The following is a 23,795-nucleotide window of genomic DNA, read 5'->3' as shown; positions in this document are numbered from 1 at the left end:
AGGAATAAGAAAACTGCTTTCAGGACTTTATCCAACTTGATCATTCATGCCACGAACATGATTATAGAACATCTATCCTGCTGATATCGTATACATATTTAAAGTTTTAAACCCGAAAAAAGGGGGAAACAATCGCTATACTACTAACTAGGGGTTGCATTTATATGGAAAAGGAATCTGAGAGCGCACGAAGGAAACTGAATAAAACATTGAAACCGTCTTGGGTGTTCGCTATAGCACTTGGTTCTTCAGTCGGATGGGGAGCTTTCATTCTCCCCGGAGACTGGATTCGCGATTCTGGACCGCTCGGCGCGGTGATCGGGCTCGGCATTGGCGCGTTGATCATGATGATTATCGCATCCAGTTACGGCGTGATGATCAAGAAGTTCCCCGTGTCCGGCGGCGGTTTTACATATGCCTTTGTCGCGGCAGGAAAAATCTGGGCTTTCATTTGCGGCTGGTTCTTATCGCTTGGCTATATTTCGATTGTCGCGTTAAACGCTTCGGCGCTGACGTTATTACTGAAGTTTTTGGCACCCGGCTTCATGAAGCAAGGCTATTTGTATTCTGTTGCCGGCTGGGATGTCTATTTGCCGGAAGTACTAATTGCCAGCGCGATCATCTTGCTGTTTGCGCTCATTAATACAACAGGCACCAGCGTCTCGGGACAGATTCAATTTTATTTCAGCGTGCTGCTTGTAGCAGGCGTTGTGCTGCTCGGTGTCTTTACATACGGCTCAGCTGATCAGCCTTTCACAAATTTGCAGCCCTTCTTTAAAGGTAATCAATCCATTCTGACTTCGATTCTGGTCATTCTTGCAATCGCTCCTTGGGCATATGTAGGATTTGATAATGTACCGCAGGCCGCGGAGGAGTTCAATTTCTCTCCTCGCAAAGCAACGATGCTCATTGTCGCTTCTTTATTCACATCTTTCTTAATTTATGCCATCATGATTGGTCTGACAGGCTGGACTTTCCCTTCAACCGCCGCTCTTGGAAACGGTGATTTATGGCTTACCGGAGAAGTAGTTCGCTCCTCACTTGGAATCGCAGGACTTGCTGTAATGGCAGTAGCGATAGTGATGGGAATCTTCACAGGACTCAATGGTTTTTTCATGTCATCTAGCCGCCTGCTGTTTTCCATGGCACGTGCGCGGGCTTTGCCTAACTTCTTCCGAACGATTACGAAGGAGAAACAGACGCCGGTATGGGGCATTTGGTTCGTTGCCCTGATTACTTTGCCTACTCCCTGGTTTGGCCGACAGGCGCTGACTTGGATTGTAGATATGTCATCGACCGGAGTATCTGTTGCCTACTTCTTCACTTGTCTGGCTGCTTATAAAGTGCTGGCTTGGGGAAAAGAGAAAATAGGCCGGGAAATCGCTCCTGTCAAAAAGTTTCTTGCGTTAATTGGAATGATCGCAAGCGGTGTCTTTCTCGCCCTATTGCTTGTGCCGAATTCACCTGCTGCACTTTCTACCCCTTCCTATATCCTGCTGTTCGCCTGGGGATTGGTCGGCATCGTATTCTACCTGGTCATCCAGAAGCGATATAACAGCTTGACACAAGAAGAAACCGAGTATTATATACTTGGCAAGACGATAGAATCTGAAGTAATGGAAGCGGCTGATGACTCTGATAAAGACCTGCCGCTGCCGGATGCTACTCGCTCATAAACAATACTCCTTTCCAAGCCGTTATACCGGCCTACACCTTGGGTATACTAAGGTTACAACGGGAAAGGAGGTTTTTTTCGTGTCCAGAAAATTAGTAGCCGCCATTCAGGAGCAGTCTATCCCGCTGGATGATCCGGCAGCTTTCGATCAGCTGCTGCAGGAAATAGGCGATGCAAAAATTGTGATGATTGGCGAAGCAACGCATGGAACTTCCGATTTCTATCGACTGCGCGCTGAGTTTTCCAAACGGCTTATACAAGAAAAAGGTTTCGCCGCCATTGCTGTGGAAGGCGACTGGCCGTCTGTCTATGCAATAAACAGATTCGTCAAGGGCTATGACAGTCAGCCCCAACCAGTCAAAGAACTGCTGATCAGTTCGTTCGGCAGATGGCCGGCATGGATGTGGGCGAATGAAGACGTAGAATGGTTTGTCTCATGGTTAGCCAAGGAAAATCAGCAGCGCACCCCTGACTCGAAAATCGGCTTTTATGGAATCGATTTATACAGCCTGTACGAATCAATCGATGAAGTCGTGAACTTTCTGGAAAGCAATCCGTCCTACGGAACTGATCTGGAGCTTGCCAAAAAAGCTTTTTCCTGCTTGGAACCTTATAATCGCATGCCCGAACATTATGCACTGTCTTCTGCACACTTCACAGACGAATGTATAGCAGAAGTCACCAGTCTTCTTCAGTCAATTCGCTCCAATGAACAACGCTACCCCCAAGCGCACGAGCAGGATTTAAACCTCGAAATGAATGCCTTAGCCGCAAAAAATGCAGAGGCATATTACCGGGCAATGCTCCAAGATGATGCCTTGTCATGGAATATTCGGGATACTCATATGGTGGAAGCAATTAAAGAAATACAGAGTTATTACGGAGAAGACGCCAAAATCATTGTCTGGGAGCATAACACGCATGTCGGTGACGCAGCCGCTACCTCCATGGCCGATCAGGGACTTACCAATGTCGGCCAGTTAATCCGCGAGCAGTACGGTAGAAAACATACTTATGCTATTGGTTTCGGTACGTATGAAGGAACCGTCATTGCAGGCAGCAGCTGGGGAGAAACACCGGAAGAAATGAATATTCCGCCCACCCGCTTTAATACATGGGAAGGGCAGCTGCACGCAGCAGGCGCCCAGGACAAATTGCTGCTGTTCAATGATAAGAACAGAAAGCAATTCGACGAATGGATTGGCCACCGCGCAATCGGCGTCGTCTACAATCCCGAATTCGAAGCCTATGGCAACTTCGTCCCCTCCCGTGTCAGCGAACGCTACGATGCCTTTCTGTATATCGATCGATCGTCTGCGCTGAGACCGTTGAGCTGGTGAAACTTTTCATAGCAAAAAAGCAGAGACCTCGGTCTCTGCTTTTTACTTCGCATTCTAAAAACTCACAACAGCCCGATCCACTTCCAATACGTTGCACTGAATAACAGGATGAGCAGGTAACCGAGGATTGTTAACGGAATTCCAGTTTTCAAGAAGTCCTTAACAGAGAAGGCTCCAGTTCCATAAGCGAGCATATTCTGCGGTGCGCTTACCGGCAGCAGGAAGCCGAAACTGATGACAAACTGTTGAATCAAGACAAAGCCAATTTCATTGACATCCAATGAAATAGTGGTGGTCAGCGCAATGAAAATCGGTATGAGCGCAGACGACAGACTGGTTGCACTGGCAAATCCTAAGTGGATCAGAATATTAAACAGCGACAGAAGAGCAATCGTTGCGAGCAGCGGCATATTATCTAATCCCATGGCGCCGAATACTTTATCCGATAGCCACTGAGCGCCCGTTGTATCGAGCAAAATGGTTCCGAGTGAAATCCCGACGGCGAATACCAGAATTGTTCCCCACGGTATCATTTGTTGCACGGTCTTCCACTCAAACACACCTATTTTCGGTGTCAAAAGAATCGCGATTGCCACTATGGTCACCGTAGTGGTGTCAAATGGATGCAATTTTTCCTCCGTTGCCCATAAAAACAGCAGAACAAGTGACACGATAATCAGACGAAGCTCGGAAGATTTCATTTTGCCGAGTTCGCTTAACTGGCCTTGAATTAATTCTTTGCCGCCTTCGACCACCTTTGTCTCAGGCTTTATGACTGCTTTCATAATAAAGTACAATGCGACCGACATGATGATTGACCAAGGAGCTGCGTACAAGAACCATGAACTCCAGGCGACCGACACACCAAATTCTTTCTCAATAAACCCGAGTGCGACCATGTTCTGTGCGGCACCTGTCTTAATTCCGACGTTCCAGATCGACACGGACTGTACTGCCGTAATAACCAGCAGCGCACCCAGACGGCTGTTTACCGGCAGGCCGAACGCCGCGACCATACCGAGCAGGATCGGCACTACGGCACCGGCTCTTGCTGTTGCACTTGGCACGAAAAACGCCAAGATAATGGAAACGAGGATAGAGCCAAAAATGATGGCGCCTGTTTTCACGCCTACTTTCGATAAAATATATAGAGCGAGACGCTTATGCAGATTCGTCGTCTGCATGGCAGTTGCTAGGAACAGTGCAGCAGCTACTAATGCAACTGCAGGGCTGGAAAATCCGGTCAATGCCATTTTCAGCGCACCGCTTGTCCCGAGCATTTCATCGGGATTTTCCATACTCGGAGCCAGTCCCAGCAAAACGGCTGCCAGTCCCAGAATCATGGCTGCACTGACCGGATACGGAACTGCTTCTGTCACCCACAGGATGACCGCGAAGGCTAAGATGGCTAACGCACGCTGGCCGGTAACGGGAAGATCTGCGGGATTCGGGAGCATGACGATTACAATAAGAACGACAAACGCTAACATAATCCAAATTCCATTCAGATTCCGCTTCTTTTTAGGCTGCAGAGCTGTTTCTTCAGTTGTTGTCACAAGCATCAATCCTTTCTAATTACGGTTTCAGTTTTACTCTTACCCGCTCCTGCCTCCAATTAACGCTTTCTCCGTAAATAAGCCGGGCATCTGCAATAGCATACCCGGCATTGATTAGACTTTGCGTTTAACATTCTTCAGAATTACTTCACTCTTCGGCAAGCTCGGCATGCTGACCAGACTGTAGCTTAGATCCTGCTCCGGCACGTCAAATGACATACGATTTGCCAGGTAATCCAGACTGACTTTCATAACCTCAAGCGTCACCCATTCTCCTGCACAACGATGATTTTCTATATAATCTCCACCGCCTTGCGGAATCAGGTTATAAGGTGTAATCTGCTCATCCGCAAATCTCGATGGATTAAAAACATCCGGATTATTCCACAGTTTCGGATCGTGGTTCGTTCCGTAAAAATCCAGAATCGTCAGAGTGCCTTTCTTAAATACATAACCATTCCACTCAAAATCTTCTTTCACACGCGCTGCGTTAAACGGAAAGAATGGATAGACACGCCGCACTTCCTGTACGAAGTTCTGCAGATCCTTCTCTTTTCCGGACGAAAGCTTTTTCGCTTCTTCAGTATGCTGAATCAATGCATGTCCAGTAAATGCAATATAGATGGAGATCGCAACGATTGGACGAACGATATTCAAGACTTCTACAGCTGCCACTTTTTCGCTCAGCAGCTTGCCTTTTATATCGCGATGATGGGAAAACACATGCATGGCGGTTCCTTCAAAGGGAATCAAATCACCTTTCCGTACAGATTTGATTAATTCGCCGATCCATTCTTCCATTTCATCGCGGGCCTTCTTTCCCTTCCAATGTGCATAGCCCAGCGTGGCCGGAGTTTCGAAGAGCTTTACCATCGTTTCAGTTTTGTCCTTCACTTCTTTTTCCTTCAGCGGCACACCGGCCCACTGGCAAGCAAGGCGCATCAGTAATTCCTGCGCTTCTTTGTATAAGTTGACTTCCTCTTGTTGCTCCCAGTCAGCCACTGTTCTTTCCCATTGACCTGCCGCCATTTCCTTCAGCTGTCGGATTTTATCAGGTGCCATAAGAGACATGAATGCTTCTTTGCGGTGTCTGTGAGCATCTCCGTCCAACGTCTGCACACCTTTCTCGCCCAGCAAAGTCTGCTGGACTCTTTTCGGAGCGGCTCCTTTCCTGACGAATTTCTCTGTATCATAAAACAGTCTGGCCGCTTCTTCCCCGGACAGAGTAATTACTTGTTCCCCGAGTAAGCGCGTCTCGAACACGTCGGACTGCAGACCTTTCCTGCGGTTTCGTAAAAATTGATAGCCTTCTCTCAGCATGCCGGCCGTATGATCTTTCCCTTCAAGCTTCGGCATGGGTTTCATTTCTCGCACTAGACACCACTCCTTTCCTTCTTCTCTACCCGTTTCAATATGCAGGTAATCGGCCTATTCAGCTATTGACTTATCTTCTGAACATGGTATTATTCAAACGGTATATCTTTCTTTACATGTAATCAGACCTTATATACAGTGAAGTGCTGACTTCAGTAGTTTCATTCGCAGCAGCAAAAAGAGACTGGGCGGGAAGTGCAAGTTCAGGCAGCGGATGAAATGAATTACACCAGCAGTTTTCCTTCACACGCAATGAAGAGGACAGTTTCTGCTGTCAATTAGGGTGGTATCGCGGAGAACTCCTTCGTCCCTGCAACACGGGGATGGGGGAGTTTTTTCATTTAATTCAACTGGAGGTAGTCAGCATGTTTCCAATTAAAGCAATTCATACACCAACTGTTAAAGCTTCGGTAATTTTGACAATTCTTATTGTCGCCATGATCAGCATCAGCATCGTCAACTTCGGTTCTGTGCCGCATGTGCCGATTTTGTTTGCGATTTTACTGCTCTTTGGGTATGGATTATGGAAGAAACTCACATACAAAGAGCTTGAAAGAGGATTAGTCGAAGGTGCAAGTGCCGGAATGAGTGCGGTCTTCCTGTTTTTCTTTATCGGCATTCTTGTCAGCAGCTGGATGATGAGCGGCACCATCCCGACCATCATTTATGCAGGCCTGCAATTAATTACACCCGCATTTTTTTACGCGATTGTTTTCGTCGTTACAGCGATTATCGGTCTCGCAGTCGGCAGCTCACTGACAACCGTCGCCACGATCGGTGTGGCTTTCATCAGCATGGCGCATGTACTCGAACTGTCGCTTCCTCTTGCGGCAGGCGCTATTGTTTCGGGAGCATTCTTTGGAGATAAAATGTCCCCGCTTTCTGATACGACCAACCTGGCTTCTTCCATTGTCGGCGTCGATCTATTCGAGCATATACGGAATATGGGATGGACAACGATTCCTGCCTTTTTTATCTCCCTGATTTTATTCGGAGTGCTGTCACCTGACGTGTCAGGCGGCGATTTTGATACTGTCGGGACATTCAGCAGTGCATTGCTCGGCACCAATCTGATTCACTGGTACACACTGGTTCCGGTAGCTGTGCTAATCATTTTGACGTTTGTTAAAGTGCCTGCTATTTTAACGCTGTCAGTCAGTTCGCTGACGGCAATTGTCGTTGCTTATTTCCATACGTTCTACTCAGTTTCTGACGTTATGACGATTTTATTCAGCGGCTATGAAGGAGCTACCGGTGTTCAGGCTGTGGATGAACTGCTTTCGAAGGGAAAAGGCATGGAAGGCATGATGTTCACCATTTCACTGGTGCTGCTCGCACTCAGTATGGGAGGAATGCTTTTCACACTGGGCATCGTGCAGTGCCTGCTCGAAAAAATCGAAAGCTTATTGCGCAAAGTGTCTTCCGTGATTTTGACATCTGCGCTGACTGCAATCGGCATCAACGTGCTGATTGGGGAGCAATATTTATCCATCTTATTGACCGGCCAGGCATTCCAGTCATCTTACGAAAGAGTCGGCCTTGCCAGTAAAAACTTGAGCCGAGTAATGGAAGATGCGGGAACAGTCATCAATCCGCTCGTGCCCTGGAGCGTCGCCGGAATATTCATTACGCAGGCGCTCGATGTACCGACGATTGCCTATTTACCATTTGCATTCTTCTGTTTGCTGAGTCCTGTCCTGACGGTGCTCTTTGGATATGCAGGAAAAACATTGACAAGAATTTAAGGAGGTAGACACTTTGTTCTTTAGAAAAAAACAAAAAGACACTGATCCCGTTGAACTGTATAATGTCGGTATTTTCACTGCGGAAGATGTCAGCGATGACACGTATACGGACTGGACCGATCAGCTGATGGATGCCGCGGAGAACGTAGGAACTACGGAACATATAATGCTGGAAGGGTATGATCCGGGGCAGCTGAAAATTCTGAGCGAACGCTTTCCGAAAGTGAATCTGAATGATAATTTTTTCCTTCTGAATGTAATTGACTATGACGCAATCCGTGAAGAAACCAAACAATTGGAACGCGAGCAGAAATGGAAAGCGTTCTTCAACCGGATTCCACTTGAAGAGTATATGGATGCGGAAGACCGTGTAGTGCTCGATGCTTCTAAAACTTTACTCTGCACGAATAATCTTCAGGAAGCGATTCGTTTTTTAGTAAAGCAAGCCCGAGATTAAGCGTATAAATTCAATGAGCTGACTCATACTCCTACTAGTATCGCAATTCAGCCTACCAGTAAGAAATTAGGACAGACACTGGTGATTGCTCTCGTACTGGTTCTCACCCTATTGGTGTTCGAATATCTTTCAATGAAAGTAAATATTTTCGAGCGTCTGACAAGAGGCACTTCGAAAGTTGTTATCGAAAATGATACTTTGAAATTGCAAAATAAGAAGAAGTTGCGGCTGACTGTGGATGAATTAGAAATGCATCTACGGCCAAAAAGCATTGAGGAAATCGATAATGTGAAGTGGGCTACGATTGAAATGAGCGGGCACCTCGGCTATTCGCTGATCGATCGGATTCAGCTGACACTGCAGGAAATGAGCAAGCAGTTGGAACTGCACGTAACTTTTAAAAAAGAGCTGCAACCGCTCCTGGCCGCTACAAACCTGTTCTCCGAAATCGAAGAAGGTCATTCTCCGCCGGTTCCTGAGCGGCTTAAATAAGTTTAGAGTGTGCCGTAACGGGGAATTTATCCGTAACAACTCTAATAAGAGAGGAAGATCCGTTATATGAAAAAGTTAATAAAAACCGTAATAAAATGGGGACCCCTGCTATATCCAGTGGTTAAAAAGATCATGAATGATAAGAAGAAAAAAGAAGCTTATACACGCGGCAGAACAGTAAGATAAGTAATTAAATGAGTGCTGACAGCTCGAATGCTGTCAGTTTTTTTGTTTACTTGAAGATGAAAAAGTAAAGTTTTTTATGTAAAACGGTTTATTTTATTGTAAATATGAGTATACTAATATTGAGGATTTTTTTCTGACCTCTTTTTTCCTCTCTATGTTCGATCCCCAAACAAAAAGCTCCAGGTACACCACATTACCTATGGAGGAGAATTTAACAAATGCATTGGTACAACAAGCTGAACGAGTATTTTCCGATTGAAGAAATGAAGTCAAAGGAACATATGGAGACATTGCTGATCGATAAAAGGAATGTCTATCATAAGGAAGAAGGACCGAAACACGTCTTGATGTACGTGGAAACGGAGGACTTCGTATTCGTAGACTATCTTTTCGTTTCATCAGCAGCACGCGGTGAAGGACTCGGAAAAAAACTGCTGGATTCGTTGAAGACCAAGAATAAACCGATTTTATTGGAAGTTGAGCCGGCTATGGAAGAAGAGCCTGATACGGCGAAACGGCTTAAATTTTATGCGAGGGAAGACTTTTCCCATGCGCAGAAAATCGGTTATCACCGCCGCTCACTCGCGACCGGTGAAAAAAACAGCCTCGAAATTCTTTATTGGGCGCCCCCTGCTTCATTGTCTGAAAAGACGGATGAAAAAGAAGTGTTTAACGCCATGAAGACTACCTACGAAGAAATCCACACCTACAAAGACCAAGACTTTTACGGAGATTCCTATGAACCGGCCGAGCAGGCACTCAGCTTCTATACGAAGCCAAAAGAGAATATCTTAGAAGCGTTTGAATCAGTGAACGTATAAGGAAAGCCGGTCTTAAACAGACTGGCTTTTTTACTGATTCATTTTCCTGACTGAGAATCTTACTATCCCCGTAACTATATTATCCACAACCAAAGTTAAAAAGGATTCGTTGCTCTCCCCATGTCACATAATGAGAATTGAAAATTGACAAGTATATACTTGCCCGTTAAGATGAACTATGCTTTTGCACACCTATTCAGATAAGTCGAAATAAAGGAGGATGGCTTTGATTACCTTACTAACCATTGGACAAACACCAAGACCGGATTTGTTAGCACCATTTGTATCGCAAGGTATTGATAACTTCCAATTAATCGGGGCACTTGATAATGAAACAATCGCTTCGTTAAAGAATATTAAAAATATCCCTAATGAAGAATTACTGTATGTCGTACTACGGGATGGCACAAAGAATATTAGCCACAGCATAATTGACCAGCGGATCGAGCAGTTAATTCTAGAATACGAATATACCTCTGATGCGATTGCTGTTTTATGCATGAGCGACTTCAATATAACCTCCGATCAAACGACCTTAGTTTTTCCTCTTGCCGAATTAAAGGAGAAGAGCAAGATGATTGGAGAAAGCGACACTTCAGTTATTTTTGTTCCGATAGAAGAACAGGTGGACTCTGCAAAAATGAAATGGGCGCATGTGAAAGGAAAAAAGCATTTTATACCGGTACATCCTAAAACCGTTAATGTCTTGGAATTAATCGATCAACATCTTCTCCAGCATGCACCCGATTATGTTATTTTGGATTGCTATGGGTTTGCATATGGACTGGTCAGTGAGATTGAGCAGCGTCACGGCTGTAAGTGTTTTGGACCTCAGCACTTAGTGACAGAAAAAATAAAAGAGATTCAAAAATTACATTCTAACTAGTAGGAGATGGAAAAATGAACATCAACGAAGAACGTCTTTGGAAATCAGTAAACGACTTGGCTGCCATCACGGTGGAAGGACAGCCCTGGACGAGAAGATCATTCACTGAAAAATATAATCAAGGACGCGAATGGCTCATCAAACAAATGAAAGAGAGCGGTCTTTCTGTACGGATGGATGAAGCTTCAAACGTCATTGGTCGGCGTGAAGGGACGGATTCATCCCTACCGCCGATTGTCATCGGTTCTCATACTGATACGGTTCCTGACGGCGGTCGATTTGATGGAATAGCCGGGGTTCTGGCAGGACTTGAAATTGCAAGAACGCTTCATGAACAGAATATACAATTGAAATACCCGATTGAAATAGTGGATTTCACTGCTGAGGAGCCTTCCGAGTATGGATTATCGACTGTCGGCAGCCGCGCATGGAGTGCTAATCTTTCGGAGGAAATGCTTAGCTATACTGATTCAAATGGACAAACCCTCAGGGAAGCTATTGCATTTGCAGGTGGAAACCCAGATCAAATCCAAAACTGCCGAAGAGAGAAAGGCTCAATTAGTCTGTATTTAGAAATGCATATCGAACAAGGCCCTGTTCTCCTTCATCAAAATGCCAAATTGGGAGTCGTCTCAGGTATCGTCGGTATTCAGCGCTATAAAGTAACTGTCGATGGCTTGCCCAACCATGCTGGAACTACACCAATGAATTTACGGAACGATGCTTTGACCGCTGCTGCCGAAATGGCTCTTGCATTGGAAACCGAAGCAAATCAAACCTTTGAGCAGCCAGTTGTAGCCACAGTTGGTGTATTTAATAATTTTCCGAATGCCTCCAATGTCATTCCAGGAAAAGTGGAATTCTATCTAGAAATCCGCAGTATCTCCGAAAATGTGATTGATCTTGTGGCTGAAGGATTTTTGAAAAAGGTGGACGAAATCACAAAAAAACGAGACGTACAGAATTCTGTTGAAAATATTTCCCGTTCCGGCTCCATCGTGGTAAGCGATGAAGTAAAGAAATTACTTCATGAAGCATGCAATAATGCAGCAGATTCTGTGATTGAACTGCCTAGTGGCGCAGGACATGATACAAACCAGATGTCCTTACTAGCCCCTGTTGGCATGATCTTCATTCCGTGTAAAGATGGACGAAGTCACTGCCCAGAAGAGTGGGCAGAAAAAGACGATGTAGCGCTTGGAACACAAGCACTCCTTAACGCAATAATAGAATTCTCATAATCACTAGCTTTACACGCAGAGGAAGAATATTCATTATTCTTCCTCTGCTTTTTTATTGTGCATTAATTACAGATACCGTTAATTTCTACGAATGGAATTGATCGTTAATAATATTGCATAGTCCAATTTTACTGTTTACTTAAATTTTCGAAAAAATGATTGCGCTTACTCAATTAACGTTATATATTATCAAATATAAATAATGCATTATCAAAATATGATAAAATAATAATTCGTGGAGGCATGTTGATGAGTGCTGAGAAAACATTGGAAATCTTGGAGCAGTTCGATTTTGAAAATCGAGCATTCTCGGTTCCCGAGTTAGCCGCCAGACTAGAACAGCCACAAAGCTCGGTTTACCGACATATGAGACTGCTAAAAGAGAAAGGCTATATCGTTGAGTATTCCCCCGGAGTTTATTGCCTTGGATATATCTTTTTAAAGCTTGCGAAAATCGTGAAAATGGACACGGATCTTCCCGTCATTTCTCAGGAAGCTATGCGGGAACTCACTAGAACGACAGGTGAAACATCCATCTTGCTTGTTCCTTCCAACATGCAGGCAGTCTGTTTAGCCTCTGTTCCTTCCGGTCATCCGGTAAAAGTTTCTTCGGAGCAAGGAAACATCGTTCCCTTGTACGGTGGTGCTTCTTCTAAAGCGCTACTCGCCTATATGGACAATGCAATTGTCGAAGAACTTTACCAAAAAGGAAGTGTAAAAAAATATACAGATTATACTATCGTGGAGTTAAAAGATATGTTGGTTCACTTAGAGGAAATTCGTAATCAGGGCTACGCCAGCTCGGATAGTGAGATTGATGAAGGAGTGGTATCGTATGGGCTTCCGATCTTCGACAGTGATGAAAAGCTCGTTGGGTCCTTAAGTGTGGCGGGCCCCAAGGATAGAATGAACAAGAAATCTGCACAGGAAATTGTGGGAGAAATTAGAGCTGCTGTAACAAAAATAGAAGAACAACTATAAAGGAGATTTTTACATGAATCAACAACTAGACTGCATCATTCAAGGAAATATTGTGTTGACTGATAAAGTAATTGCGGGAGAGGTCGGAGTCAAAGACGGAAAAATTGTAAGTATTAGCGAAGGTACCGGCAAGTTGCAGGCAGACCACGTAAAAAGTTTCGGTGAATCTTTCGTTTTCCCTGGCATCATTGATGTTCATGTTCACTGTTTCAGTAATCCTGATGAAGGTTTTATTACTACAACTTCTTCCGCTGCTGCCGGCGGTATCACGACATTCTTAGATATGCCATATGATTTGCCAAATCCAATTAATAATGTAGAACAGTTTAAAAAGAAAGTTGAAAAGTTGGAGAAAGAGGCAGTTGTTGATGTTTGCCTATGGGGAACCATTTCCAAAACAGGCGGCACCGATCAAATCATTCCATTGGCAGAAGCAGGTGCAGTAGCCTTCAAAATGTCAACGTTTGAAACGGATGAATACCGCTTCCCGAGAATCCCGGATCCAGAAATTCTCAAAGCGATGAAATTAATCGAGCAAACTGGCCTCCGCGCCGCATTCCACTCAGAGAACGATGAAATCATTGTGGACATGATCGATACGTATCAAAAAGAAGGAAAAGTATACCCGAAAGCACATAATGAAACACGCCCGCCTTTGACAGAAACAAGTGCTGTTTTAAAATTAATGGAATTTGCTTACTGGACAAAGGTCAAGCTTCACATTGTCCATGTCAGCCATCCTCGGACAATTGACTTGATTCAGCAATTTAAAGAACAAGGTGTAAATGTTTCATGCGAGACTTGCTATCCCTATTTATTGCTGGACGTAGAGGATTTAGACAAATTTGGACCTATTGCGAAAAACAACCCGCCATTACGTGAAAAAGAGGAAGTTCAGGGTCTCTGGAATCATATTGAAGAAGGAAATATCGACTTAGTATCCTCTGATCATGCGCCATGGGGTGCAGAACATAAAGCAAGAGGAAACGATAATATATTCCTTGCTTCTTCCGGACTGCCAGGTGAGGAAGTCATGACACCGTTAATGTTTGACAGCACAGTAGCAAAAGGCCGGTTGACAGCTAATGAGTTTGCGAACTTGATGTCCACACATCCAGCTGAAGTTTTCTCAATTCCTGGAAAAGGTCGTATCAGCGAAGGTTACGATGCGGATTTCACAATAATTGATCCAAACCAAAAGACGTTAATCGATCAAGAATCTTTCAGATCATACTCTAAATTAACACCATTCAATGGACAAGAACTAAACGGAAAAATTGTCTCAACCATATTACGCGGTGAAGAAGTGTATGACGGGCACGACGTCAAAAAAGAGCCAGGATACGGCAAGTTTGTGCCAGGCTCTGCAGCAAAGTAAGGAAATAATTGATAGGGTATTGAATTACCCTATCTGCTTTTCCGACATAAGAAAGCGGTTGCATCTTTTGAAAATCTCAAAAACCAACATTACATCTAAGTAAAGGCCAGGTGAAACTATGAAACCGTATTATTTATTAGCTGTTCTTCCGTTTATAGCAATACTGGGAGGCGCCGCCTTTGTTAACAGAATCGAACCATATGTTCTGGGACTTCCCTTCTTCTTATTCTGGATTATTCTATGGGCTGTCTTATGTTCTGTCATCATGTTTATCATCTATCGATTAGACCCTTTAAATAAGGAGAATGAAGAATGAATATTGCATTGATTATTATTACTGCCTTCCTGTTAATAAGTATCGCTTTAGGGTTACTAGCAAAACGCGGCAAAGAAATGAGCATGGAACAATGGGCAATCGGCGGTCGCGGTTTCGGAGGTATCTTCGTATTCTTATTGCTGGCCGGGGAAACCTATTCTGTCTTCACATTACTAGGAACTAGCGGACTGGCTTTTAACAATGGTGCGGCAGCCTTTTATCTTTTGGCTTTCACTGCGCTCGGAGCAATTACTTCCTATTGGATACTTCCGCCAATCTGGAAATATGCAAAAGAACAGAATATCGTCTCACAATCCCAATTCTTCTCAGTAAAATACAAGAGCCAGGGATTAGGTTTATTTGTTGCCATTATCGGTGTTGTGGCCTTGATCCCCTATATTACGATTTTATTCAAATCGATGGGAATCTTAGTGTCTGCGACATCTTACGGGGCAATTTCTTCTAACACAGCTATTTGGATCGGAATGATTGCATTGCTGGTTTATGTAATGGTTTCCGGTATCCACGGATCTGCCTGGACCGCTGTCCTCAAGGATTTCTTAATATTCTTTGTCATTTTATTTCTTGGGATTTACTTGCCGCTCCATTATCATGGCAGCTTCCATGGGCTATTTCAAGCCGTTCATGACATGAAACCACACGCTCTAACTTTGCCCGATAAAGGCATGAGTGTCTCATGGTTTATCTCCACAGTGGCAATAAGTGCTTTTGCTTATTTCATGTGGCCGCATAATGCGCCGACTATTTTCTCTTCAAATAGCGCCAAATCGTTTCGTCTGAATGCTGTATTACTTCCTATTTATGCGCTGATGATTCTTTTCGTCTATTTCGTTGGATTCACAGCAATGGTGGAACTTCCCGGATTGAAAGATGGTGATTTTGCATTATTAGAACTTTCTCTGAAAACATTTGATCCCTGGTTTGTAGGTATTGTCGGAGCAACTGGTTTGCTCGCTACACTTGTTCCAGGCTCAATGATGCTTATTTCTACAGCTACAATGATAACAACTAATATCATCGAACCGCTTAAACCAAATATCTCAGACAAACATAAAGGCTGGTCTGCAAAAGGGTTCGTTGTACTATTATCTCTTGTCTGTACATTTTTCTCCATGAGCAGCGGAGACACTCTTGCCACTCTTTATTTGACATCATTCAGCTTAATTACGCAAATGGCTCCTTCATTATATTTGAGTTTACGCAAGAAGAATGTTGTTAACAAGTATGGGGCGGGTATCGGTATGTTCGCAGGTATTGCTATTGTCATCTACGTAACATTCAGCAAAACGACAATGGCAGATCTGTTCCCTAGTCTTCCAAGTATCATTCAAGATTTGAATATCGGGATTATCGCTTTATTTACTAACGTCGTGCTGATGTTGGTAGTCAGTCTATTGACGCGCAAATCTACTGTAGCTGTTTCCTATTCATCTCCTAAGAATAATGCATTGTAAGTTATACATGAAACTCATTGAAGTGGTGCTGACAAAGTACCACTTTTTTCTTTTATTTTTTGCTAAAGGAAAAAGGGTTCTTGACAACCTGTCACTTGCATTTTGGCGGTATATGGATTTAATATGTGCGGGTTTCGTTTCTCGACTTTATATGGATTTTAATTGAAGTGTGAGTTTTCAGTTTTAACCCGCTTCGGCGCTGGGGGATTGCCTTACGCTATGAGCCTACTGACGAAGAGCATGCCAGCAGTCTCACAGCCACGGCCGACCCCGCAGTTGCGCCTTCGCTGGTGTGGAGAAGGTATAGCATATTGCTCTTTTGCAATATGTAGATTTAGTTGGTGTGTTTTCATTTCTGGACTTTGTAAACGCATTGATCACAAGAATCTAGGTATTTGCAGAATGATACGTAATGCATAAAATGCCTCACCTATCGTAATCATCTCAAATAGCATGCTCATACTGCAACTCACAAAAAAAGTCCTGAAACACCAGCCAGTGTACCTTCGTTCTAGGCAACCTAAGTACGCCGACAGGTGCCTTAATTTCTGCAAAGACCACAGAAATACGCCCAAAGCGAACCCTTCGCTGTTCGCTTGGCTCACCGAGGGCCCTCTCGAAGCATACGCCTGGAACGCAGGGAAACGGTTCCTTCCACTCTCATCTTATATTACGCAATCACAATCCAATCTCAAACTAAATAGCCTGTCAAGCACACTTTTTGGTGCAGAACCATAAAATGAATTGATATAGTTTTTAGAATGCTTGGGAAGCAGCGAGAATTCTAGCTTTCTTTTTCATTAGTCTCCTAAATGAATTTCATAATTCTCAGGCCTTGTCCCCCCAACGGCCTCCACTTCGCCATTTGATGTATCACAAGATGGATGCCGGCTACGATTTTGAAGCTATTTACGAACAGGTTCATCGTATGGGACAACGATCTGTCATTGCTTATAATAAGCGCAACTAACCGGTGTGCCTGGAGTGCCCACTAGCAAACGAAGACATCTCTCAGAAGGTGTACAAAGTTAAATACACCACCGATTACGGAGATATGCGGCACTAGCCAGCGGTTCTCTTTCATGGAAAAAACTATCCGCTGTGGAACGCGTCAACGCCTATTTGAAAGAGTTTTTCCAACTGAATAACGTTTGCTATCGCACAGGGAAAAGGACAAGTGCTCATTTCGACTTATTGATTCTGATTTACAACGCTTCTAAGCTCGCTGCTGATCGAATCAACAGTAGGTTTCAACTGCTCCAAGCTACATGGTTTCTGTTTTTTGAAATACAATTTGCCGATTCGGCCCTTATTTGTATTTTTAAAAAGAGCAATTATGAAATTGACTCATTTACTGTTATTCACAAAAAAAGACCATGGATTTCAGATATACAGCCCTCTGAAACCTATGATCATTCATTTATTTCTTACATCCATTAACAAAAATAAGTTTCTTGTTAATTGCTCTATCAATTCTTCTCCTTTTGCAAGTGCTTCATTTAGTGTCATAGGGCCGTCAGCAATACTGAATAATGCTGTCACACCTTCATTCGCTAAAACCTCTTGTGTAATCTGAACTGAACCGCCAATTACTATGACAGGCACACTATACGTTTTGGCTATTCGGGCTATACCAATAGGTGTTTTTCCATTGAGTGTTTGCTGATCGATTTTCCCTTCTCCCGTAATCACTAAATCAGCAGCCTTTATTTCGTCAGCCAGTTTAGATATATCCATCACAATTTCAATACCTTTTTTTAATTCCGCACCCAAGAATGCTGAGAATGCAGCACCTAATCCGCCTGCCGCACCCGCTCCCTCCAGATGCAAGACCGGCTTTTTAAACTCTTGTTCGATTATTTTCCCATACTTATACATTGCTTCATCCAGTCTTTTTAACATCTGCACATCGGCACCTTTTTGAGGTCCATATACATTAGTGGCGCCATACTCTCCTGTTAACGGGTTCGTAACATCACAAGCTACCTCAAAAACACATCCCTTCAGTCTTGGGTCTATTCGATCGGTACTGATGTGCTCGATTTGAAGAAGACCTTCACCGCCAAATGGAACTTGCTGATGATCCAAACCTGTAATGTCAAAACCCAGAGCCTGTAACATACCAATTCCGCCGTCATTTGTGGCGCTGCCGCCTAAACCAATAATAAAATGTCTCACACCGCATCCAAGAGCATGAATAATTAATTCTCCTACGCCATATGTGGTTGTTTTCATTGGGTTTCTTTTATCTGGCGAGAGTAGATCCAAACCGGCTGCAGCGGCCATTTCTATCAAGGCTATCTTATCATCGACCATTCCATAAGAAGCTGAAATCCGATTTCCCAGTGGACCAGTCACTTCATGGTTAACCGCTCTGCCCCCCAAAGAATTCATAAGTGCAGGAACAGTTCCTTCACCGCCGTCTGCCATTGGCACCTTGATAATTTCATGATTCGATGACGTTTGCATAATCCCTCTTTCTATTGCATCTGCGCATTGGATAGCCGTCATGCTCTCTTTAAAGGAGTCAGGCGCTATTACAATCTTCAAATAAACGCCCCATTTCCCAGGAAGAAATTATCTTCTTATTCACTTTCAATAGTTAAACCCAACCGCTGCTCATAGTACTTGGCAATTGCACCGTGATCTTCTTCACCTAAACCTTGATCTACCAGTTCCTCCAATACGTCTTTTGCAAAGGAGGCCAGCGGCAATTCCATATCCAGCTCATTCAAGGCATCTTTAACATTGTTTAAGTCCTTCAAATGTAGTTTAACTTTAAAACCAGGTTCGAAATCTCTCTTCAGCAGCAAAGGTACCTTTGCATCCATTACTGTACTGCCAGCCAAGCCCCCCCGAATCGCGTCATACACTAATTCAGGATTAATATCCATCTTCTTGGCCAAAGCAAGCGCTTCAGAAACTGCGGCAATATTTACAGCCACTATAATTTGATTAGCCAGCTTAGTGGCATTTCCTGCACCGGTATCTCCTACCCTGATAACAGAACCGGCCATCGACTGCAATACCGGCAGCCATTCATCAAATGCCTCCTGTTCGCCTCCAACCATAACAGAGACAGTACCTTCTATAGCTTTTGGCTCACCGCCGCTCACAGGTGCATCCAGAAAATCAATTTCTTTTTTCTTCAACTCTGCATATAACTCTTTACTTACATTAGGATTAATGGAACTCATATCCACTACTGTACTGCCAGGCTTTAAACAGTTAATTAATCCTTCTTTACCTAACAATACTTCTTTTACTTCCGGAGAATTGGGTAGCATGGTAATTAAAAGATTACTTCTTTCAGCCAGTTCGCAGGGAGAAGCTGCCACATATGCGCCCAGCCTCTCCATTTCTTGATTCGTTTCCTGTCTGCTGCTGCATACTACAAGTTCATAGCCCGCTTTCAATAGGTTTTTCGCCATTGGCTTTCCCATAATTCCTAAGCCCAGAAATCCAATTTTCATAAATAACCCCTCCTAAAGAAAGTAATTTTAATTGAAGATTAATAAACTTTCATAGCCTAAATTGCAATAGATGTCTATTTCACTAATTGATAATCGGTAACCATTTCCCATTCATGAATCGTACACCCGCGTGCTTCTTCAATTACATAAGGATCCTGACTGACGAATCTCTTTACTTGTTCAAGGTTTTCGGCTTTATAGATTACGAGTCCGCCTGCACCGTCAGAGAATTTGCCATTCATAACTACCTTATCTTCATGGCGCATTTTATCTAAGAACTCAAGATGCTGCGGCCTGAATGTCTGACTTTTCTCCTCATCCTTCATTGCCAAAAAGACTGCAAAGTATTTCATAACCATCACCTCCTAATTAATCTGGAATATTACTGACCTTTTAACTGATCTTTGTACTTTTCATATTTGCTGTATTCATTTTCTATAAAATCTACAGAATCAGTCGGTGAAATATAATCCGGCGATACAAATAGTCTCTTCAATTCCTCATTATACTCAGGATCATCTTTAATCTTTTCCATTGCATCAGAAATTCTATCGATAATTTCTTGAGGTGTTCCTTTTGGCGCTTGAATTGTAAAGAATTTATCGTCCACCATATCTACACCCTGCTCTTTGAACGTAGGAATATCTTGAGCCTGAGGATGTCTTTCTTCACTCATAAATCCTAGCACTCTAAAGTCACCAGACTCAATTTCACCCTGCACTTGCTGATATGTCGAATACAAGATGTCAACTCTGCCGGCTAATAATGCTGCACGCTGTTCATTACCGCCGCCTGCATCCACCAGATTAATATCTACTCCTGCTTTTTCTATGAAGTCTTCATACAAATAGTGACTGTAGTTACCAATACCTGATGCTGCATTTAATTTCCCTGGATTATCTTTAGCTTTCTGCACCAGGTCTTCCAGACTTTCAATATCCGAGTCGGCACTAACTGCAAACAGATTTGTTTGGTCGATAATCGGAATTCCTAAGCTCTCAAAGTCTCCGTAGCCTTTTTGAGCAACACCTGTAATTTCGTTAATCAGAAAAGCATTGTGATGCCATAAGATCGTGTATCCATCCGTTTTAGAACGTGAAGCTTCTTCGGTGGCCACTGAGCCTGCTGAACCTGTTACATTTGTCGGCACAACATTTTGACCCAACTCTTTTTGTAAGTATTTTGCAACGATTCTTCCATTTGCATCTGTATCTCCGCCAGGTGAAAAAGGAATAATAAATTTAATTGGTTTCTTTGGATAATCACTGCCGCTTGCTGAAGCCTTTTTATCTCCGCTGTCACTGCCTCCAGCGTCTTTATCACTTGAACAGCCCACTAACAATAATGTAACTACAGCAAACATCATCAAGATCTTCTTCATACATTTTCCTCCTTTAGTATAGGGAATTTCTTAGATACCTAGTTGCAGCTGATTAGAAACCATAATTCGACTTACTTAAATTTAAATCCTCCAGCATCTCTTCTAATTCATCCCATAGTTTATCGGGAAGTGGAATACCTTCACTTTCCCTCGTTTTCGCAGTTTCTGCTTCAATATCTCCAGGGATCATAATTTTTCCGTCTTCTGTAGTTTTTGCACTTAAGATTTCCGTAAAGTAATCTTCAAGTCTTTCGTAGAATTCTTCTAAATTCATCAGGTTGTTAATATTTAATACTAAAACTGCATGACCAGATCCTAACGGTTGTGTAGTATCATATAAACGATTGACACTTTTTCCGTATTTTGCACCGGATAAAACACCTGCGAGAATATCCATTACCAGAGATAAACCATATCCTTTATGACCGCCAATCGGCAGTAGTATCCCGTTATTTTCGAATCCTTCATATGGGTCAGTAGTAGGTTTGCCCTGATTATCAAGTGCCCAGCCTAAAGGAATATCCTCACCTTTTTTACTTGCCAAAACCAATTTCCCGCCCGCCACTTTACTTAGAGCCATATCCAATATTAAAGGTGATTTATCTTTTCTTGGAACCGCGAAAGATACAGGGTTATTTCCGATCATTCTTTCAGCACCTCCAGGAGGCGCCATAAGAGGAGCAGCATTCGTTGTAATAAAACCAATCATATTTTCTTCAGCCGCAAGTCTTGAATAAGGTGCAAGAGCTCCAAAATGATTTCCGTTCTTTACAGTTACAAAACCTATTGTATTTTCTTTCGCTTTTTCGATAGCCTTCTTCATTGCCATATCAGTAAAGTAATGCCCCATACCGTTATCCGCGTCAATATTCAATGAATTTGACGTTTCGTTTAATATTTGGTAATTTGGTTTCTTGTTAATTACATTTGCAGTCAACCGTTTAACGTAAATAGGAAGTCTCATAATTCCATGAGTGTCTGTTCCATGAATATCTGCATAAGCCATATGATCTGTTGTGATTTGAGCCTGTTCATCTTCCAGTCCGGCTGCTACCAATGAATCGTAAATCAGCTTCTGTAAATCACTATATTTGATTGTTTTCATATTCTTTTCTCCTCATCATCTGTTTTCTCGCTGCAAATAATACTGATCCCAGTGCTAACAGGAGGAATACTCCTGCAATTGGTGATGTAATGAATGGCAGAAAACTACCTTTCGTCACCATAAGTCCCCGCAATAAGTTTGTTTCAGCTATTGGAGCTAAGATGAAACCTAAAATCATCGGCGTTAATGGAAAACCATATTTTTGAAGAAGGTAACCAATTAAACCAAAAGCAAAAATCGCTCCGATATCAAAAATACGATTATTCAGTCCATACGCGCCCAGTGCACACAATACAACAACGATAGGCAGCAAGTAGTATTTAGGAATCTTCAATACTTTAATGAAGAATTTGATTCCTACTAAGAAGAGAATCAAAAGTATTATATTCGCGATAATCATTGACGCAAAGATTGAATATACAACATCGCCATTATTTGTAAAAAGCATCGGACCCGGCGTCAATCCGTGAAGAATTAGTCCTCCCAGCAAAATTGCGGTCGCTGCATCTCCGGGAATTCCAAGCGTTACCAGCGGAACCATAGCGCCGCCGATTGAAGCGTTGTTTGCACATTCAGGCGCTACAACACCTTCAGGATTTCCTTTACCAAATTCTTCAGGTTTTTTCGATCCGTTTTTGGCTGCAACGTATGCCAGAAAATTTGAAGTTCCGCCTCCAATTCCCGGCAAAATTCCTATTGCTGTTCCAATAACTGAAGAACGGAGCATATTTTTCCTTTGCTTAAATACGTCACTAAACTTCACACCGAACCACTTCACTTTGGGAGCAACAATATCATTTGTCTGACTGGCATCATATCGCTCTGTAGTAAATTTAATAATCTCAGAGACCGCAAACAATCCTATCATGACAATCAGAATATCAAATCCGCCATCCAGCGAGGTTATACCAAATGTAAATCTGGGGGTGCCGGACACAGGTGCAGCACCGATCATTGTCAAGCCAATTCCAAGCAAGGCACTTAAAACACCTTTAACCATGGAATTACCCGACAAACTGGCGATCATAGTCAATGAAAATATCGCGATCGCGAAGTATTCAAACGGACCGAACTTTAAAGCTATACTTGCAAGCCCGGGTGCGATTAATATGAGAATCATGAAACTGAACATACCGCCTACGAAAGAACTGATGATGGCCAGTCCTAACGCTTTGGCACCTTGACCTTTTTGCGTCATTGGATAGCCGTCGAATGTTGTGGCAATTGATGATGGCGTTCCCGGTAAGTTAATCAGGACTGCAGGTATAAACCCGCCGCTCACACCACCGATAAAGATAGACATTAACAATGCCAGGGCATTGATGGGATCCATTCCATAAGTTATAGGTAAAGCCAGTGCGATACCCATTGTTGCTGTAAGACCTGGTATCGATCCAAACATCAGCCCGAACGTTACTCCCAATGTTATTAGAATAATTGTTTGTAAGCCGAAGATATTTCCAAAACCGGTCATTATCATATCTATCATTAATGACACCTCCGTTAACCGAGTACTCCGCTTGGCAAAAATAATGTTAATACTTTATCGAATAATATATAAATCACTATTGTAGTAATAACAGATACGCCAACAATAATCAGCTGACGTCTCTTTTGCCCCATAGAAAGTAGATTGATCTGAATGATTAAGTACAAAAGAGTCATGATGATGAATCCTACACTTTCAATCAGCAATGCATAGAGTAAAAACAGAACAAGTGTAAAGTAAAATGAAACTCTGTTCTGATCTGACATTTCTGCAGTTTCTCCGCTCGGCTTAGTACGACTTAAAATGGCTCTGGCCAGTAATAAAATACTGAGTGCCAAAATTGCGCATCCTACAACCATAGGGACAATATGAACATAGATTCCTACTCCAATATTCATCTTAGGCAGCCGGACTGTGTAGACAA

The 23,795-nt window shown here is 43.0% G+C and carries 21 protein-coding genes and 1 pseudogene; 13 read left to right on the top strand and 9 right to left on the bottom strand.

The genetic code is table 11. From position 1 onward, the window contains the following. The first annotated feature begins 164 nt into the window (after nt 1-164). Entirely contained in the window at nt 165-1,676 is a 1,512-nt protein-coding gene (locus GDZ68_RS11580; protein WP_153722467.1) for an APC family permease, read from the top strand. Nucleotides 1,677-1,755: 79 nt separating this feature from the next. Then, the gene (locus GDZ68_RS11575; protein ID WP_153722466.1) at nt 1,756-3,015 is read left to right on the top strand and encodes an erythromycin esterase family protein; all 1,260 of its coding nucleotides are present in this window, start codon (nt 1,756-1,758) and stop codon (nt 3,013-3,015) included. Nucleotides 3,016-3,077: 62 nt separating this feature from the next. Here GDZ68_RS11575 and GDZ68_RS11570 read toward each other — a convergent pair whose 3' ends face one another. Together GDZ68_RS11570 and GDZ68_RS11565 are read right to left on the bottom strand one after the other, a co-directional pair. Continuing rightward, entirely contained in the window at nt 3,078-4,505 is a 1,428-nt protein-coding gene (locus GDZ68_RS11570; RefSeq protein WP_153722601.1) for a DASS family sodium-coupled anion symporter, read from the bottom strand. Between the two features lie 180 nt (nt 4,506-4,685). Then, nucleotides 4,686-5,936 carry a cytochrome P450 gene (locus tag GDZ68_RS11565; RefSeq protein WP_153722600.1) on the bottom strand — a complete coding sequence of 417 codons (1,251 nt, stop codon included), beginning with the start codon at nt 5,934-5,936 and terminating at the stop codon, nt 4,686-4,688. 374 nt (nt 5,937-6,310) lie between these two features. On the opposite strand from GDZ68_RS11565, the gene nhaC reads away from it, so the two are divergent. The 11 genes and pseudogenes from nhaC to GDZ68_RS18400 form a co-directional block, all read left to right on the top strand. Beyond that, complete coding sequence (gene nhaC, locus GDZ68_RS11560) at nt 6,311-7,690, top strand: Na+/H+ antiporter NhaC (protein ID WP_153722465.1); 1,380 nt, start codon at nt 6,311-6,313, stop codon at nt 7,688-7,690. A gap of 13 nt (nt 7,691-7,703) precedes the next feature. Continuing rightward, a complete protein-coding gene (locus tag GDZ68_RS11555; protein ID WP_153722464.1) occupies nt 7,704-8,147 on the top strand; it encodes a hypothetical protein in 444 nt (147 codons plus the stop codon). Between the two features lie 81 nt (nt 8,148-8,228). Continuing rightward, complete coding sequence (locus tag GDZ68_RS11550) at nt 8,229-8,639, top strand: YetF domain-containing protein (RefSeq protein ID WP_228551086.1); 411 nt, start codon at nt 8,229-8,231, stop codon at nt 8,637-8,639. Between the two features lie 404 nt (nt 8,640-9,043). Further along, nucleotides 9,044-9,646, top strand: coding sequence for an N-acetyltransferase (locus GDZ68_RS11545; protein ID WP_153722462.1), 603 nt, complete (start codon nt 9,044-9,046; stop codon nt 9,644-9,646). A gap of 226 nt (nt 9,647-9,872) precedes the next feature. Continuing rightward, on the top strand, nt 9,873-10,532 hold the full coding sequence (locus tag GDZ68_RS11540; RefSeq protein ID WP_194841142.1) for an AroM family protein: 660 nt from the start codon (nt 9,873-9,875) through the stop codon (nt 10,530-10,532). 14 nt (nt 10,533-10,546) lie between these two features. Next, nucleotides 10,547-11,773, top strand: a complete 1,227-nt coding sequence (locus GDZ68_RS11535) for a M20 family metallo-hydrolase (protein WP_153722460.1) — start codon at nt 10,547-10,549, stop codon at nt 11,771-11,773. A gap of 249 nt (nt 11,774-12,022) precedes the next feature. Further along, nucleotides 12,023-12,754 carry an IclR family transcriptional regulator gene (locus tag GDZ68_RS11530; RefSeq protein ID WP_194841141.1) on the top strand — a complete coding sequence of 244 codons (732 nt, stop codon included), beginning with the start codon at nt 12,023-12,025 and terminating at the stop codon, nt 12,752-12,754. A 13-nt stretch (nt 12,755-12,767) separates the two neighbouring features. Beyond that, nucleotides 12,768-14,132 carry a dihydroorotase gene (locus tag GDZ68_RS11525; RefSeq protein ID WP_153722458.1) on the top strand — a complete coding sequence of 455 codons (1,365 nt, stop codon included), beginning with the start codon at nt 12,768-12,770 and terminating at the stop codon, nt 14,130-14,132. 118 nt (nt 14,133-14,250) lie between these two features. Then, complete coding sequence (locus GDZ68_RS11520) at nt 14,251-14,448, top strand: DUF3311 domain-containing protein (protein WP_153722457.1); 198 nt, start codon at nt 14,251-14,253, stop codon at nt 14,446-14,448. After that, the gene (locus tag GDZ68_RS11515) at nt 14,445-15,923 is read left to right on the top strand and encodes a sodium:solute symporter family protein (RefSeq protein WP_153722456.1); all 1,479 of its coding nucleotides are present in this window, start codon (nt 14,445-14,447) and stop codon (nt 15,921-15,923) included. The genes GDZ68_RS11520 and GDZ68_RS11515 overlap by 4 nt, the downstream gene beginning before the upstream one ends. Before the next feature lie 844 nt (nt 15,924-16,767). Beyond that, nucleotides 16,768-17,363 (top strand): annotated as a pseudogene (locus GDZ68_RS18400) (hypothetical protein); the annotation flags it as partial. On the opposite strand, the gene GDZ68_RS11505 reads toward GDZ68_RS18400, so the two are convergent. The 7 genes from GDZ68_RS11505 to GDZ68_RS11475 form a co-directional block, all read right to left on the bottom strand. Further along, nucleotides 17,340-18,473, bottom strand: a complete 1,134-nt coding sequence (locus GDZ68_RS11505) for a glycerate kinase family protein (RefSeq protein WP_153722455.1) — start codon at nt 18,471-18,473, stop codon at nt 17,340-17,342. The pseudogene GDZ68_RS18400 and the gene GDZ68_RS11505 overlap by 24 nt on opposite strands. Before the next feature lie 35 nt (nt 18,474-18,508). Then, nucleotides 18,509-19,396 (bottom strand): 2-hydroxy-3-oxopropionate reductase, encoded by an 888-nt coding sequence (gene garR, locus GDZ68_RS11500; RefSeq protein WP_153722454.1) that lies wholly within the window; start codon nt 19,394-19,396, stop codon nt 18,509-18,511. 74 nt (nt 19,397-19,470) lie between these two features. Continuing rightward, nucleotides 19,471-19,749, bottom strand: a complete 279-nt coding sequence (locus GDZ68_RS11495; protein WP_153722453.1) for a YciI family protein — start codon at nt 19,747-19,749, stop codon at nt 19,471-19,473. Between the two features lie 29 nt (nt 19,750-19,778). Next, nucleotides 19,779-20,777 carry a tripartite tricarboxylate transporter substrate binding protein gene (locus GDZ68_RS11490; protein WP_153722452.1) on the bottom strand — a complete coding sequence of 333 codons (999 nt, stop codon included), beginning with the start codon at nt 20,775-20,777 and terminating at the stop codon, nt 19,779-19,781. Nucleotides 20,778-20,829: 52 nt separating this feature from the next. Continuing rightward, entirely contained in the window at nt 20,830-21,882 is a 1,053-nt protein-coding gene (locus GDZ68_RS11485) for an Ldh family oxidoreductase (RefSeq protein ID WP_153722451.1), read from the bottom strand. Continuing rightward, on the bottom strand, nt 21,863-23,371 hold the full coding sequence (locus GDZ68_RS11480; protein ID WP_153722450.1) for a tripartite tricarboxylate transporter permease: 1,509 nt from the start codon (nt 23,369-23,371) through the stop codon (nt 21,863-21,865). Before GDZ68_RS11480 ends, GDZ68_RS11485 begins: the two co-directional genes overlap by 20 nt. A gap of 14 nt (nt 23,372-23,385) precedes the next feature. After that, on the bottom strand, nt 23,386-23,795 hold a 410-nt coding region (locus GDZ68_RS11475; protein ID WP_153722449.1), incomplete at its 5' end, for a tripartite tricarboxylate transporter TctB family protein.

The organism is Sporosarcina cascadiensis (assembly GCF_009650995.1).
In the GTDB taxonomy this organism is placed as follows: Bacteria; Bacillota; Bacilli; order Bacillales_A; family Planococcaceae; genus Sporosarcina; species Sporosarcina cascadiensis.
This window is presented reverse-complemented; position numbering and strand designations above follow the sequence as displayed.